Source organism: Acinetobacter geminorum (assembly GCF_013009345.1).
Taxonomy (GTDB): Bacteria; Pseudomonadota; Gammaproteobacteria; order Pseudomonadales; family Moraxellaceae; genus Acinetobacter; species Acinetobacter geminorum.
On the sequence record NZ_JABELE010000007.1, the window covers coordinates 75,997 to 89,776 of the forward strand.

Sequence of the window (13,780 nt, forward strand, 5' to 3'; positions counted from 1 at the left end):
TTTTAGCATGTAATCTGGACAATGAAAAAACCAGTTATTAATAACATTATCAAAAGTATGAAATGTGATAATTATTATGTTTTAAATGAAAGATGTATTGATTTTGCATATTTTAACTTCTATTATAGTGCCCTTAATTGCTGCGTTTGATAGTTTTTGTTTTTATAGCCCATTTCTCCAAATGAAATGGGCTTTTTTTATTTAAAGTTATTTCTAATCATGAAAAATAAGCGGTTTAGAATGATATAAATTTTACACTATATTTTATTTTTTGTGATCGACTTGACATGGCACTTTCACAATTGATCTGGTAGTTACTTTCTACCCTCATACCCTTACACATAGTAATAGTATATTCATCATACTTCTTTAAAGGATCTAGTCGTTCGTTCAGACTAAATATTGAAGGAATAGGTGATGTCACAATTTTTACTAATTGCTGAAAAAGTTTATAAAAAGTTCGAAGAAGAAAAGCTTTTCTCCGAGGATGTAATTGGACACTTGAATAGCTTAGTCAGTATTATCCGGCAAGAGATAAAAGACACTTCATACAAACTAAAATATAACTTTATTGATTTTGAAGAATGTTTAAATAAACCTGCAAAGGAATGTTCAGTTAAACTCGATATCAGCTTAATGCCAATTTATAAGAATAAAAGTGAGTACATTATGTGGTTAGCGAGTTTTATCGAAAAAATTACTCTAGGTGGAAGAGAAAAGCTTCCACCGCTTACAAATAGTTTACTACCGAGCTGTATAGTGACTAATCCTTATGTAACAAAACTAGAGCAGGCAAAGGACTCTTCTGAAAAAAGTGCACAGATGATTGTAAATTACTTTAAATCATCCGATTATAAAAAAGTTAATAAAGTGCCTTCATAGTGAAAATAATAATTTTCTATTAAAACAATAATATTATTGGTAAATGCACCGTTATGCGATGGTTTATTCCATCCAAGCGAATAAAAGCAATAGATTGAATCATGAGCGTATTTTTAAATTTGTGTTGATCGTTCAGTGAGCCATTTTGCTAGTTGTGGCCAGAACTCCAATGCACTTGCCTGACTCGACATGAGGCCCAAATGACCGCCAGGGATGAGAGTAAACGTAACATCTTGGCTACTGGTTAATTGGCTTAATGGTTGAGCTGCATCAGCGGTAACCAGTTGATCACTACGACCAGCGCCCACTAAGAGAGAACAGTCAATATTTTTTAATTCTATTTTTTTATTTTTTAACTGGATAAAGCCGCGCTTCAATGGATTTTGCAACCAAACATTGAACAACATGTCCTGATTAATTCCGCCCGGGTAATCAATCATATTATTTAAAAAGTTACTTAAAGTGGCATGCTCTTGCACAAATTGTAGGTCATCAAGATTCTTTAGTAGTTGAATATGTCCATCAAACCAGCCTTTAGGATCAAGAATTTTGAAACCTAAAGAGTTTAAAATTCCAGGACTATGAATCAAACGTTTTGGTAGTCCAGAGTAAATACGGTCTTGAATTTTTTTATTGCGACCAATCGCGTTGTTTATAGCTCGGTAGAGTTTTCCAATATAACCAGAAGCATAACTGTCTATTGGACTACCAAGTACGATAAGGTTTTTAACATAATTGGGTTGATTTAAAGCGGTATATAAAGTGACAAATATGCCAGCCATACTCCAGCCATGAAGCGAGATTTGTTCACTTCCAGAATGTGTTCGGACAAGTTGTATTGCTTGAGGAATAAACCCTTCAATAAATGATAAAAAATTAAGATGTCTATCTTTAAAATTTAAGCGGCCCCAATCCACAAGATATACGTCAAAACCTACATTTTGGAAGTATTTAATAAGAGAGCGATAGGGATATAAATCATATATCGCCATATTAATAGCGAGTGGTGCAACAAATACTAACGGTTCTTTAAATTGTTTTTGAGTAGCTGCGTAATAACGAATACGAGTTTGATTGAATTCACCAATCACTTCATAAGGAGTGCTTTGTGACAAAACCAATGTTTTTGGGCGAAATAGTCGGGTAGAGAGGTGCTTGATTTGACTTTGTTCAGAGACAATGGACTTTAAGCGTTTCATCTTTCTTTTACCAACTATTTACTAAAGTTGAATAAAGTCTAAGCGATAATTTTAAGGTTTACCTTGACCTTAAATACCCTAGACACTCAAAATGATGATAGTTTTTTTAGTACATGACCAGTAAAGGCGAACATTTAATGAACCAGTCTGATGATTTAGAATACCAACTTGATACTTTAGCCATTCGTACCGGACATACTCGTAGTTTTGAAGGTGAGCATGGCGAACCGATTTTTTTGACTTCATCATTTGTATATGAAAACGCTGCTGAAGCGGCTGCAAAATTTTCTGGTCAGGTTCAAGGAAATATCTATTCTCGTTTTACCAATCCGACTGTATCGATGTTCGAAAAACGCTTAGCTGCTTTAGATGGAGCTGAAAGAGCTGTTGCGACAAGCTCGGGAATGGGCGCGATTTTGTCAGTTGCTATGGCATATCTAAAAGCGGGTGATCATGTTATTTGCTCAAGAGCAGTTTTTGGTTCAGTTGTTGCCTTATTTGAAAAATATATAGCCAAGTTTGGCGTAGATATTACATTTGTTGATTTATGTGATTTAGACGAATGGAAAAATGCCGTACGTCCTGAAACCAAACTTTTCTTTGTTGAGTCACCGTCTAACCCTCTAGCTGAGATTGCAGATATACAAGCTCTAGCAGATATCGCCCATGCGAATGGCGCATTACTTGCGGTTGATAACAGTTTCTGTACACCTGTTTTGCAGCAACCACTAAAGTTTGGTGCGGATCTTGTGATTTACTCTGCGACTAAATACTTAGATGGCCAAGGCCGTGCATTAGGCGGTGCTGTTGTTGGTAATCATCAGTTGTTAGAAGAAGTTTTCGGTGTTGTTCGTACGCTTGGACCATCAATGAGCCCATTTAATGCATGGGTTTTCTTAAAAGGTCTAGAAACTTTACGTTTACGTATGAAAGCACACTGTGAGAGTGCTCAAATTCTTGCAGAATGGTTATCTAGTCATGAAAAGGTAGAGAGGGTTTACTACGCTGGTTTACCAGCTCATGAAGGTCATGAACTTGCTGCTAAACAGCAAAATGGCTTTGGCGGTATTGTATCCTTCGTTGTTAAAGGCGAGCGTGAAGGTGCTTGGAAGGTTATTGATAATACTAAGTTTATCTCGATTACCGGTAATCTAGGTGATGTGAAATCGACGATTACCCACCCAGCAACCACAACTCATGGCAAACTTTCTGTTGAAGCAAAAGAAGCTGCTGGTATTCAAGAAGGTCTAATTCGTGTTTCTGTGGGTCTAGAAGATATTAATGACATTATTGGTGATATCTCACGTGGGTTAGATTTAATCTAATTAAGTTATGTTTGTTATGGAAAAGTCACATTCATTTTAATGTGGCTTTTTTTGTTACTTATAAGCAACAATAGCAATAAAAAGTCTACGTTTTGTTATAAAACAGTCTAAAATTTCAACGTATAAAAGCTCTAAATTTAATAAAAATAACAAAGAGAGTCTTTAGTCATGCTTAAACCAATAATTATTTTAGTTGCGATAGGGGCAATTGGTCTAGTTGGATATAGAGTATTTGCTCAAAAAGATGAACCAACACAGATGAGTGAAACTGTATTATTAATTAATGATGCAAACAAATCAGTTCAAAACGCTGATCTTTCAATAGAAAAAGCCAATACTTCTTTCAAGAATGTTCCTTTAAGTGAATATAAACCAAACAATAAAAGTCTACAGGCTGCCCAGTAACTTTTCTAAATTTTACTTTTTCTACTCATCAAAAGTTTTCTATATAAACGCTTTTAGTAGATTGACCATAGAAAATAGTTTCATAGATACCAATAGAAAACATTGATTTATTGTGTCAGAATTACGGATTAATTTTGATTTAAACGTACTAGCCTCAATGATCTTGATGATCTATATGGGGAGTAGAAAGAGTTTAAGTTTTGCAGTGTTATGTGACTATCAATAATACTTGAAATATTTGATAGAGATACGGAGTTAGGTTTATGAATATCAATATGCTTATGCAGCAAGCGCAGCGCATGCAAAAAGATATGGAATCAAATATAAAAAAGGCTAAAGAAGAGCTTGCTCAAACTGAAGTACATGCTGAAGCGGGCGGTGGTTTGGTTAAAGTCACAATGACTGGCCGTTATATCGTAAAACGTATCGAAATTAATCCAGAATTACTTCAAGATGAACCAGACATGATTGAAGACTTAATTGCTGCTGCAGTAAATGATGCTGTACGTCAAGCAGAAGTGATTTCTGAAGAAAAAATGCAAAAAGCAAATTCTGGTATGGGTTTACCACCTGGCTTAGCGGGCATGTTCTAAGGAAATTCAGTGTTTAGCGATAGATTTGAACAACTCGTTCAAGCTTTACGTATATTACCAAGCGTTGGTCCGAAGTCGGCTCAACGTATGGCTTTACATCTTTTGATGAAAAATCGAGAAGGGGCATTTGCATTAGCTCATGCTTTACATGAGGCTTCAAGTTATATACATGAATGTAGTGTCTGCCATTCTTTGACTGAAAATGAAGTTTGTGATATTTGCGCCTCAACTGACCGAGATGATCAGTTATTGTGTGTAGTTGAATCACCAGCTGATGTGATGGCGATTGAGCAAAGCGGTAGCTTTCGTGGGAAATATCATGTTTTAGGTGGTCACCTTTCTCCATTAGATGGTATTGGTCCAGAAGAAATTGGTATTCCTTACCTAATTCAGCGTCTAAGCCAAGGTACTATTGAAGAAGTCATTTTGGCAACTAATGCGACTGTAGAAGGACAAGCGACAGCTCATTATTTGGTAGAGGCGACTAAACATTTACCAATACAAATGACGCGTATTGCTCAAGGTGTACCTCAGGGTGGTGAACTCGAATACGTAGATAGCCATACTTTAAGTCAGGCAGTACATAATCGCATGAGAATGAAATAAGCATTTCGATGCTTATTTCATTAATGAATGCAGTATCAATTTGATTAAATTTATTAATTAAATTCAGTTATTAAACATAAATATTATTTTGTCTTTTATTATTAAAGATAGTTTAAATAAAATATGAATATAAGCATGAAAAAGATCTTATAAATTTTAAATAAAGAACATTTGGAGATAAATTTAAAAAGTACAAATAAAAGATCAAAAAATTATCTATTTTCGAAAAATTGTTCAAAAATAGAGTATTCATAAAGGTTTAAGTGGCATTTTTCTGCTTCTATGTTATATATACCAGAGTTTAAAGCACTCTTTGCAATACTTGAGAAAGCATGTTTCAGTTTATCCAACAGCAAACCGAATTGGTTGATGTTCTTCAAAAAATGGATCAATGTTCAATATATGGACTTGATACAGAATTTATTAAGGTTGACACACTCTGGCCTAAACTTGGAGTATGCCAAGTCAATGTAAATGGTGATGTCTATCTGTTGGATGGTGTTTCATTAGATCTAAGTCAGTTTTGGAAAAAGATTTTCCACGCGCAGCAAAATATTTTTCATGCATGTGGAGAAGATATTGATTTAATCTATCATTACGCTGATCAAGAAGATCTCCTTAATGTATTTGATACTCAAGTAGGTCTGTCTTTTTTAGGTCATGGCCTGCAAGTGAGTTACCAAGGTGCTTTAAAACTTTGTCTTGATATTGATATTGATATTGAAAAAGATCAAACCAGATCTGATTGGTTGGCTAGACCTTTATCGCCTCAGCAACTTTGTTATGCTGCTAACGATGTTTTGTATCTAATGAAGTTAGCTAGTCATATTCAAGAACAGCTTAAGCAGAAAGGGCTTTATAACTATGTTCTTGAGGACTGTAGTAGTCTAACTAAAGAAATCATTAGTGAAACACCGACCGAATTACTATATACCGATGTGGGAAATTATCGTCATTCACGTCGTCAGTTAATGCAGTTGCAAAATTTAAGCGAGTGGCGTGAATATATTGTAAAAGCAACGAATCAGCCACGCAGTTTTATTCTTAGAAATTCAACCATGATTGATATGGTTGAAAAGAACCCGCGTAATAGCTTTCAACTTTCGCAAGTGAAAGATATTCGTCCAAATGTAGTTCGCGAGTACGGCAAAACGATTTTAGAACTTCTTAAAGATTTACCAGTCGAAAGTAAGTGGCCATCAAAGATTGCAAAACCATTTAAGGTTACGTCTAAAGAAACTTTAAATAAAATGGATATGGTGCTTGCTCATGCAATAAATGAGACTTCTATTCCTAAAGAAGTGTTGCTGAGAAAAAAATGGTTAAACGCCATTCATCAACATGTTCTATCTCGAGGGGATGAACAGGATTTACCTGACTATCTGTTAGGATGGCGTTATGAGTTATTAACTCAACCATTAATCCAGTTGTTTCAAGAAGAAAAACAAAGTTTATCTATTTAAAATGAATAGATAATTAGAAATTTAGAGGCTCATCATGCGATGAGTCTTTTAAATAAAGAATAATCGTTGTGTTAAGTTTTTATTTAAAAAAGGAGTTAATTTCAATATTTAAGTATATAAAAATAAGATTTTTTGTAGATTATCTAAATAATTATTTAGTCTGATAAAATTCATAAAATAATGTAATAAAGTAAATATAATTTGAAAATTCAATAATGAATTAAATTAACTTATATCGTGAGAAAAATTCAATTGATTAAACATACAGGTCTGTATATTCTTGGATTTAAGAAAAACAATTTCAACTTATATAATATATAACTATAAGTTTGTTTCGGTGCAGAAATGAAAAGCCTACCCAATAAGGTAGGCTTTTTTATTTTTTAGTGATATAGCTTAGTTGAAATGTCTTAATTTTTTAAATTTAAAAATGAATATAAAAATCTACAGATGTTATCTATATGAATCAGTAAGTTGTTTAGACACAAGTACACAACTCTAAAACTTATAACGTCTTTTTATGCTATAAAATTATATAGATTAATAATTAGAGAGATAAATATGCTAAACAACTTTAATGCTGAACAAGCTCGTCAAAATGCTAAAAACTTTAAAATAAATCAAGACGTCATATTGGAAAAAATTTTAACTGGTACTGAGTCTGAATCTAAGGAGGGGAAACGAAAAGCAACTTTCTGGTTTCCTGTTGATGCTATAAGTCCTGATCATCTTACTCTGGTTGAAGAGGAGCTTAGAAGCAGAGGTTTTAATGTGTCAACTGATATTGAGCACTCCGGTACCACGATCACAATTGAAATAAGCTTCTAGTGAATGAGTGTTTTAACTAAACCACTCTTAAAAAGAGTGGTTCTTTTATTGCATGATTTATCGTGAGCTAAAAGAAGTTAAATATAAATTTATTTACAATTAAATTTATATTAATCAGGATATTATTTGACAGGTTCTATCTTGTTCTGTAGCTTTACTTTTTGAGTGGAATATGGATATGAACTTCCAAACAATACTTTTCTCTTTCAAAAATCAATCTACTGGTACAGACGCATTTAAAGCTTTAAAAAATGCTTGTGAACAGTCTCTTAAAGAATCTCAAGATACAAAAGAAAAAGTAGCAGTTTACCTAATTTATGGTTTCGCACGTAGTTATGTAATCTTATATGAAGATGAAGCCGTAACGACCGAATTTTCTCATACCTCTAAAACTCAACTCATCGCTTATATGGAAAGTCTTAATGAGGCATTATTAAGTCAAGATGATAGCGCTATTTTGAATGCCTTAAATCAAGTAAGCCATGATTATATTAAAAGCTCTCGCGTTTTCTAGAAAAAAATTAACACGTCCTTAAATAAAAAATACTTCTTTAGTTTGGGCTAAAGAAGTATTTATTCTAATATATTAATGGGACTTTTTCTTACCGCCACCATCTTGTTTATTGACGGTAGACCATGCAATTCGTTCGGCTTCTTCTTGAGAATGGCCTCTATCTACTTCACTCTCAACAATATGTTTGGCCTGACGTTTTGCTTGGTTGTATAAGCAGTTTTATCACCACGAGGCATAATTTCATCCTCCATATCTATGAACAAGATACTTAATATTTAAACATGTTGAGAATTTAAACCAGTTCAGTAATGTCTCCCAATGTGTATTAAGTGCTTAGAAATTTTACTCAAATGTGAATTTGAAAAGGTAATACCTGATTGTAATATGATAAATTTCATAGAATTAAATCGTGAAATTATTAAAGATAGATCACAAAAAGTACTCAGTAACGAACATTTTTTCTTTTTTCCTAAAAATTGTTTTATTTTATTAAAGTTGAAAATTATGTTTAATTATTTAAAATCAAATATTTATTAATTTTATATGGAACCTTGTTTTTAACAGGAACAAAGTTATTATCGACCTTAATCAATGTTGTAGGTTAATATTTCTCAAGAATAAAAAAAACGACTGATGCGTAAACAAACCTGCGTGTGTGAGTCGTTTTTTTTCATGTATGCTGTCCTTAGTTCAAGAGTTGATTTGAAATGCACTGTGATATTTATAGATCGAGCAAAAAAGATGAAATGTACATGTATATTGCTCGTCCAAACTATCCTGACAATGCGGAGCAAGCTGATCCGTTTGAAAATGTTCCTGAAGCTGTTTTACAAGCGTTTGGTCGTGCAACGTTTGTCATGCATTTAGAGTTAGCTCCAACACGTAAATTGGCGCGTGTTAATGTTTTACATGTTTTAGACTCATTACAAACAAAAGGTTTCTTTATTCAGATGCCGCCAGAAGGGTTAATTAACCCGAATGCAGTTGAACCAGAGGGCTTACGTGGTGCATGAAGATCAAACTGGAATAATGAATCAATTATTTTCTTTTTTGGATGTTATTCCTGAAGGCGTTATTGCTTTAACAGCTTATGGAATAGGCGCTATTATTGCTTTGTGGTGTTGGTGGCGATTAATGCGCCGTCTTCCTACTACTTTGGGTGCAATTAGCTGGCTGATTGTATTTGCTATTTTAGTTACACCAACAGTATCTGAAGGACCGAATGCATCTGTAGCACCTGCTATTTTTGGACTTCTTTTTGGTGTTTTAACTAAAGACAGTCCGTTAATTTGGTCAAATTTATCTTTAATTCTGTTTGTAGTTGGTCTAGGTTTGGTGATTGGATATTGTTGGTCAAAATATTCAACAAACAAAAACATGCGTTCCATCTAACCATTGAAATAGAAAAATAAGGTCTTTACATGTCTGCTGATACCCAACATTTTACCGGTACAGATCAATATATTGCGACTGATAGTCTTAAGCTTGCTGTAAAAGCAGCTCGTGCTTTGCAAAAGCCTTTACTGATTAAGGGTGAGCCGGGCACGGGTAAAACTTTACTTGCTGAACAAGTAGCACAAAGTTTGGGTTTAAAACTGATTACTTGGCATATCAAGTCTACAACTAAAGCGCAGCAAGGGTTGTATGAATATGATGCAGTTTCTCGTTTAAGAGACAGCCAGTTAGGTGATGACCGAGTCTACGATATTAAGAACTACATTAAACCCGGTAAACTGTGGGAAGCTTTCACCAGTGAAGAGCGTTGCGTATTATTAATTGATGAAATTGATAAGGCCGATATTGAGTTTCCAAATGACTTATTGCATGAACTCGATAAAATGTCTTTTTATGTTTATGAAACGAATGAAACAATTACGGCAACGCAACGCCCAATTGTAATTATTACTTCAAATAATGAAAAAGAATTACCAGATGCTTTCTTGCGTCGTTGCTTCTTCCACTATATTGAGTTTCCAGATGAAGCCACAATGCGAGAAATCATTGCGGTTCATTTCCCAAATATCTCCGCAACATTGGTGAACGAAGCTTTACAAGTTTTCTTTAAACTACGTGAAATTCCTAATTTGAAGAAACCACCATCAACCTCTGAGTTAATTGATTGGTTAAGCTTACTCATGGCAGATGATATGCCTGAAGATGTATTACGTAATCGAGATACATCTAAAGCTATTCCACCTTTATATGGGGCTCTCATCAAAAACGAGCAAGATGTACAACTTCTCGAACGCTTGGCTTTCATGTCGCGACGTTAAAGGAGGGAATAACCCATGTTTGTGCGGTTATTTTACACCTTACGTAAATATGGTGTTCCAGTTACCACGCGTGAACTCATTGACTTAAACAGTGCGGTGAGTGAAGGCTTGGTTTTTGCTGACCAAGATGAGTTTTATCAACTTGCTAAAACTATTTTAGTTAAAGATGAGCGCTTTTTTGATAAGTTTGACCGTGCTATGAAAGATTACTTTGATGGCATTGAAACTTTTGATATCGATGAGTTGCTTAAACAAGTTCATAAATTACCAAAAGACTGGTTCGATTTAGAACTTCTCGAAAAACATTTAACTCCAGAGCAAAGAGCTGAACTTCAAAAAGCGGGTTCTTTAGAAGAACTAATGAAAATGCTGGAAGAGCGTTTACGTGAGCAGCATAAGAAACACCAAGGTGGTAACCGTATGGTTGGCACAGGTGGAACTTCACCTTTTGGTGCTTTTGGTGACCATCCAGAAGGTGTGCGAATTGGTGGACCGGGCCGTAAACGTTCGGCAGTTAAAGTCTGGGAACAGCGGAAATATCAAAATTTAGATGATGATCAAGTTCTTGGTACTCGCCAGATGCAAATTGCTTTACGACGTTTACGCAAATTTGCTCGCCAAGGTGCAGCTGAAGAGTTAGATGTTGACGGAACTATTCGTGAAACAGCCAAACAAGGTATTTTGGATGTTCAGATGGTACCTGAACGTAGAAACCGAATAAAAGTGCTGATGTTGTTCGATGTGGGCGGTTCGATGGATGCTCATATTGCTCAATGCGAAAAACTCTTTAGTGCTGCTAAAAGTGAGTTTAAGACACTCGAATACTTTTATTTTCATAACTGTCTTTATGACTATGTTTGGAAAGATAACCATCGAAGAACAGCTACACGCATGAACACATGGGATCTATTTCATACTTATGGACGAGACTATCGCGTAATTGTCGTAGGTGATGCCAGTATGGCACCTTATGAATTAAAATCGGTAGGTGGTTCTGTGGAATATATGAATGATGAGGCTGGTGAAGTTTGGTTACGTCGCTTACGTCAACATTTTGATAAAACAGCATGGTTAAACCCTGAAACAGAAGGGTATTGGCATTACACTCAAACCATTGGTTGGATTAAAGAGCTTTTTGAAAATCATATGTACCCGATGACTCTAAAAGGCATTGAGGATATGACGCGATACCTTTCTCGATAAACTTGATAACTTTAATAATTTAAAAAGAGGGATGATATGCAACATCAAATTAATGGTATTGCTTTGCCAAATGAACAGGGATTTTTTGGTGAATATGGAGGCCAATTTATTCCTCCGCATTTAAAAGAAGCAATGGATGAAATTAATGTTGCTTATGAAGAAATTCGCCATACACCTGAATTTCAAAATGAATTATCGGACCTCTTTTCAAATTATGTAGGTCGTCCAAGTCCCTTATTTCATGCAAAACGTCTTTCTGATCAGTTAGGCGGTGCGCAAATTTATTTAAAACGTGAAGACTTAAATCATACAGGTGCTCATAAGATCAATCACTGTTTAGGTGAGGCTCTACTTGCTAAATATATGGGTAAAAAGAAAGTAATTGCTGAGACTGGTGCAGGACAGCATGGTGTCGCTCTAGCAACGGCTTGTGCTTTAGTTGGTATTCCATGTGAAATTCACATGGGTCAAGTAGATATTGAAAAAGAGCATCCAAATGTCGTTAAAATGAAAATTTTGGGCGCTCATTTAGTTTCAGTAACACGTGGTACAGCAACCTTAAAAGATGCAGTTGATAGCGCTTTTGAAGAATATTTAAAAGATCCTAAAAACTTTATTTATGCGATAGGTTCTGTGGTTGGACCACATCCATTTCCAAAAATGGTTCGAGATTTTCAATCGATTATTGGCAATGAAATTAAAGAGCAGACCCATCATCGTTTTGGGAAAAATCCGGATTATGTTGTCGCATGTGTTGGTGGCGGTTCAAATGCAATCGGTGCGTTTACAGCATTTTTAAATGATTCAGATGTGAAGTTGGTTGGGGTTGAACCAGCAGGACATGGTTTAGAAACTCACATGCATTCGGCAACCTTAACTTTAGGTAAGCCAAGCCAAATTCATGGTATGGCGTGTTACGTGCTTGAAAATGAAGCTGGTGAACCATTGCCAGTGCATTCTATTGCTTCAGGATTGGACTATCCGGGTGTTGGGCCACAGCATAGTTTCTTAAAAGATTTAGGTCGTGTGGAATATAGCACTGCAACTGACCAGGAATGTTTGGATGCTTTTATGACCTTATCTCGTGTAGAAGGAATTGTTCCTGCGCTTGAAAGCTCACACGCTGTCGCATGGGCAATACGAGAAGCACCAAAGCTGTCGAAAGAAACCATGATTGTGGTTAATCTTTCTGGTCGTGGAGACAAAGATTCGGATTATGTGGCAGAAAAACTTAAGCTTTAAACCAACTAAACACAAAAAGCGGTCAATATTTAAAGACCGCTTTTTTTATTTCGTAGACGAAATCTATCCCTTGTTAAAAGTTCATTATTTCTTAATTAAAACAAAGTATTCTGATTTTAAGCTGTGATTGTTAGAGATAGGTGTGTAAAACACTGCTTCACAAGGCAAAGCGTTGCGTTGCTTTGTCTCACTCAGTAGAATAGTCACTTTGCAAAATTTGCCTTTGGAGACGCCTAAGTGGAGCGACCGACGATTAGCCCTGAACATTTACAGGAAGCTGCTGAAAATTTATCTACAATTCGAGATTTTATTCGCTTTGGGGTATCAGCATTACGTCAACATGATGCACATTTAGGACAAGGTACTGAAGATTATTTTGCAGAAAGTTCTGCATTAGTTTTACAAACCTTATCTCTTGAATGGTCAGCAGACTCAGAGATTTTAGATGCTAAGCTTTTGCCAAGTGAAAAAGCAGAATTCTTAAGTTTGTTAGAACGTCGTATTAATGACCGTATACCGACTTCTTATTTATTAAATTTAGCTTACTTCTTTAATAAGCCATTTTATGTGGATGAGCGTGTACTTATTCCGCGTTCACCAATTGCAGAATTAATTGAACAACGTTTTGCACCATATTGCTTGGATGAAAATGGTCAAATGCGTGAAGCACTTAACAACCTGCCAGAAAATGCAAAACCTAAAACTCCACAGCGTATTTTAGATATGTGTACAGGTTCTGGTTGTATTGCTGTTGCTTTGGCTTATGCATATCCAGATGCGGAAGTGGATGCAACGGACATCTCTAAAGAAGCTTTAGAAGTAGCATCGATTAATGTTGAACACCACAATAAGCAATATCAAGTTGCGTTACTTGAATCTGATTTATTTGCCAAGATTCCAGCTGAAAACCAGTACGATTTAATTGTAAGTAATCCTCCGTATGTTGATGCTGAAGATATGGCTGACTTACCAGAAGAGTTTTTACATGAACCTGAACTTGCATTGGCAGCAGGCCAAGACGGTTTAGATCTCGTGCGTAAAATGCTTGCTCAAGCGGCAGATTATTTAACTGAAGATGGTTTAATTGTCATTGAAGTGGGTAACTCTGAATGGGCTATGCGTCAGAACTTCAATACTATTGATTTCAACTGGCTTACTTTCCAAAAAGGTGGTTCTGGCATTTTTGCTTTAACCGCAGAACAATGTCGTCGTTATAGAAAACTATTTGAACAGCAACAAGCATAAGG

Annotated in this window: 15 protein-coding genes and 1 pseudogene; 14 read left to right on the forward strand and 2 right to left on the reverse strand. The window is 35.3% G+C overall.

All coding sequences use genetic code 11. The features are described 5' to 3' along the window. Positions 1-417 precede the first annotated feature (417 nt). Positions 418-882 carry a hypothetical protein gene (locus HJG58_RS08175; RefSeq protein ID WP_170248522.1) on the forward strand — a complete coding sequence of 155 codons (465 nt, stop codon included), beginning with the start codon at positions 418-420 and terminating at the stop codon, positions 880-882. 113 nt (positions 883-995) lie between these two features. Here the strand turns inward: HJG58_RS08175 and HJG58_RS08180 are convergent, their stop codons facing one another. Further along, positions 996-2,081 carry an alpha/beta fold hydrolase gene (locus HJG58_RS08180; protein ID WP_170248523.1) on the reverse strand — a complete coding sequence of 362 codons (1,086 nt, stop codon included), beginning with the start codon at positions 2,079-2,081 and terminating at the stop codon, positions 996-998. A 137-nt stretch (positions 2,082-2,218) separates the two neighbouring features. Between HJG58_RS08180 and HJG58_RS08185 the strand changes: the two genes are divergently transcribed. The 7 genes from HJG58_RS08185 to HJG58_RS08215 all read left to right on the forward strand — a co-directional run bounded on the left by HJG58_RS08185 (position 2,219) and on the right by HJG58_RS08215 (position 7,815). Further along, positions 2,219-3,406 carry an O-succinylhomoserine sulfhydrylase gene (locus HJG58_RS08185; RefSeq protein WP_216076544.1) on the forward strand — a complete coding sequence of 396 codons (1,188 nt, stop codon included), beginning with the start codon at positions 2,219-2,221 and terminating at the stop codon, positions 3,404-3,406. A 168-nt stretch (positions 3,407-3,574) separates the two neighbouring features. Beyond that, positions 3,575-3,811 (forward strand): hypothetical protein, encoded by a 237-nt coding sequence (locus HJG58_RS08190; RefSeq protein ID WP_086398986.1) that lies wholly within the window; start codon positions 3,575-3,577, stop codon positions 3,809-3,811. 263 nt (positions 3,812-4,074) lie between these two features. Beyond that, positions 4,075-4,404, forward strand: coding sequence for a YbaB/EbfC family nucleoid-associated protein (locus HJG58_RS08195; RefSeq protein WP_002113538.1), 330 nt, complete (start codon positions 4,075-4,077; stop codon positions 4,402-4,404). Between the two features lie 9 nt (positions 4,405-4,413). Beyond that, positions 4,414-5,010, forward strand: a complete 597-nt coding sequence (recR, locus tag HJG58_RS08200) for a recombination mediator RecR (protein WP_130119142.1) — start codon at positions 4,414-4,416, stop codon at positions 5,008-5,010. 332 nt (positions 5,011-5,342) lie between these two features. After that, the gene (locus HJG58_RS08205; RefSeq protein WP_170248525.1) at positions 5,343-6,473 is read left to right on the forward strand and encodes a ribonuclease D; all 1,131 of its coding nucleotides are present in this window, start codon (positions 5,343-5,345) and stop codon (positions 6,471-6,473) included. A 561-nt stretch (positions 6,474-7,034) separates the two neighbouring features. After that, positions 7,035-7,301 carry a hypothetical protein gene (locus HJG58_RS08210; RefSeq protein ID WP_014206661.1) on the forward strand — a complete coding sequence of 89 codons (267 nt, stop codon included), beginning with the start codon at positions 7,035-7,037 and terminating at the stop codon, positions 7,299-7,301. Between the two features lie 178 nt (positions 7,302-7,479). Beyond that, positions 7,480-7,815, forward strand: a complete 336-nt coding sequence (locus HJG58_RS08215) for a hypothetical protein (RefSeq protein ID WP_170248526.1) — start codon at positions 7,480-7,482, stop codon at positions 7,813-7,815. Positions 7,816-7,887: 72 nt separating this feature from the next. Here the strand turns inward: HJG58_RS08215 and HJG58_RS08220 are convergent. Beyond that, positions 7,888-8,051, reverse strand: a pseudogene (locus tag HJG58_RS08220) (hypothetical protein). A 471-nt stretch (positions 8,052-8,522) separates the two neighbouring features. Between HJG58_RS08220 and HJG58_RS08225 the strand changes: the two are divergent. The 6 genes from HJG58_RS08225 to prmB all read left to right on the forward strand — a co-directional run bounded on the left by HJG58_RS08225 (position 8,523) and on the right by prmB (position 13,778). Further along, entirely contained in the window at positions 8,523-8,828 is a 306-nt protein-coding gene (locus HJG58_RS08225; protein WP_032062314.1) for a YcgL domain-containing protein, read from the forward strand. Next, on the forward strand, positions 8,821-9,207 hold the full coding sequence (locus HJG58_RS08230; RefSeq protein WP_170248611.1) for a hypothetical protein: 387 nt from the start codon (positions 8,821-8,823) through the stop codon (positions 9,205-9,207). Before HJG58_RS08225 ends, HJG58_RS08230 begins: the two co-directional genes overlap by 8 nt. 29 nt (positions 9,208-9,236) lie before the next feature. Further along, positions 9,237-10,088 carry an AAA family ATPase gene (locus HJG58_RS08235; RefSeq protein ID WP_002113662.1) on the forward strand — a complete coding sequence of 284 codons (852 nt, stop codon included), beginning with the start codon at positions 9,237-9,239 and terminating at the stop codon, positions 10,086-10,088. Between the two features lie 15 nt (positions 10,089-10,103). Further along, positions 10,104-11,291: a vWA domain-containing protein gene (locus HJG58_RS08240; protein WP_170248527.1), complete on the forward strand. Its 1,188-nt coding sequence runs from the start codon at positions 10,104-10,106 to the stop codon at positions 11,289-11,291. A 36-nt stretch (positions 11,292-11,327) separates the two neighbouring features. After that, positions 11,328-12,533, forward strand: a complete 1,206-nt coding sequence (trpB, locus tag HJG58_RS08245) for a tryptophan synthase subunit beta (protein WP_170248528.1) — start codon at positions 11,328-11,330, stop codon at positions 12,531-12,533. Positions 12,534-12,770: 237 nt separating this feature from the next. Further along, positions 12,771-13,778, forward strand: a complete 1,008-nt coding sequence (gene prmB, locus HJG58_RS08250; RefSeq protein ID WP_002113580.1) for a 50S ribosomal protein L3 N(5)-glutamine methyltransferase — start codon at positions 12,771-12,773, stop codon at positions 13,776-13,778. The last annotated feature ends 2 nt before the right edge of the window (positions 13,779-13,780 follow it).

What these genes read in the sequence shown, in the direction of transcription:
- HJG58_RS08240 (WP_170248527.1), top strand. Translation starts at nt 10,104, where the DNA reads ATGTTTGTGCGGTTATTTTACACCTTACGTAAATATGGTGTTCCAGTT.
- HJG58_RS08185 (WP_216076544.1), top strand. Translation starts at nt 2,219, where the DNA reads ATGAACCAGTCTGATGATTTAGAATACCAACTTGATACTTTAGCCATT.
- HJG58_RS08190 (WP_086398986.1), top strand. Translation starts at nt 3,575, where the DNA reads ATGCTTAAACCAATAATTATTTTAGTTGCGATAGGGGCAATTGGTCTA.
- HJG58_RS08195 (WP_002113538.1), top strand. Translation starts at nt 4,075, where the DNA reads ATGAATATCAATATGCTTATGCAGCAAGCGCAGCGCATGCAAAAAGAT.
- HJG58_RS08210 (WP_014206661.1), top strand. Translation starts at nt 7,035, where the DNA reads ATGCTAAACAACTTTAATGCTGAACAAGCTCGTCAAAATGCTAAAAAC.
- trpB (WP_170248528.1), top strand. Translation starts at nt 11,328, where the DNA reads ATGCAACATCAAATTAATGGTATTGCTTTGCCAAATGAACAGGGATTT.
- HJG58_RS08235 (WP_002113662.1), top strand. Translation starts at nt 9,237, where the DNA reads ATGTCTGCTGATACCCAACATTTTACCGGTACAGATCAATATATTGCG.
- HJG58_RS08205 (WP_170248525.1), top strand. Translation starts at nt 5,343, where the DNA reads ATGTTTCAGTTTATCCAACAGCAAACCGAATTGGTTGATGTTCTTCAA.
- HJG58_RS08215 (WP_170248526.1), top strand. Translation starts at nt 7,480, where the DNA reads ATGAACTTCCAAACAATACTTTTCTCTTTCAAAAATCAATCTACTGGT.
- HJG58_RS08175 (WP_170248522.1), top strand. Translation starts at nt 418, where the DNA reads ATGTCACAATTTTTACTAATTGCTGAAAAAGTTTATAAAAAGTTCGAA.
- HJG58_RS08180 (WP_170248523.1), bottom strand. Translation starts at nt 2,081, where the DNA reads ATGAAACGCTTAAAGTCCATTGTCTCTGAACAAAGTCAAATCAAGCAC.
- HJG58_RS08225 (WP_032062314.1), top strand. Translation starts at nt 8,523, where the DNA reads ATGCACTGTGATATTTATAGATCGAGCAAAAAAGATGAAATGTACATG.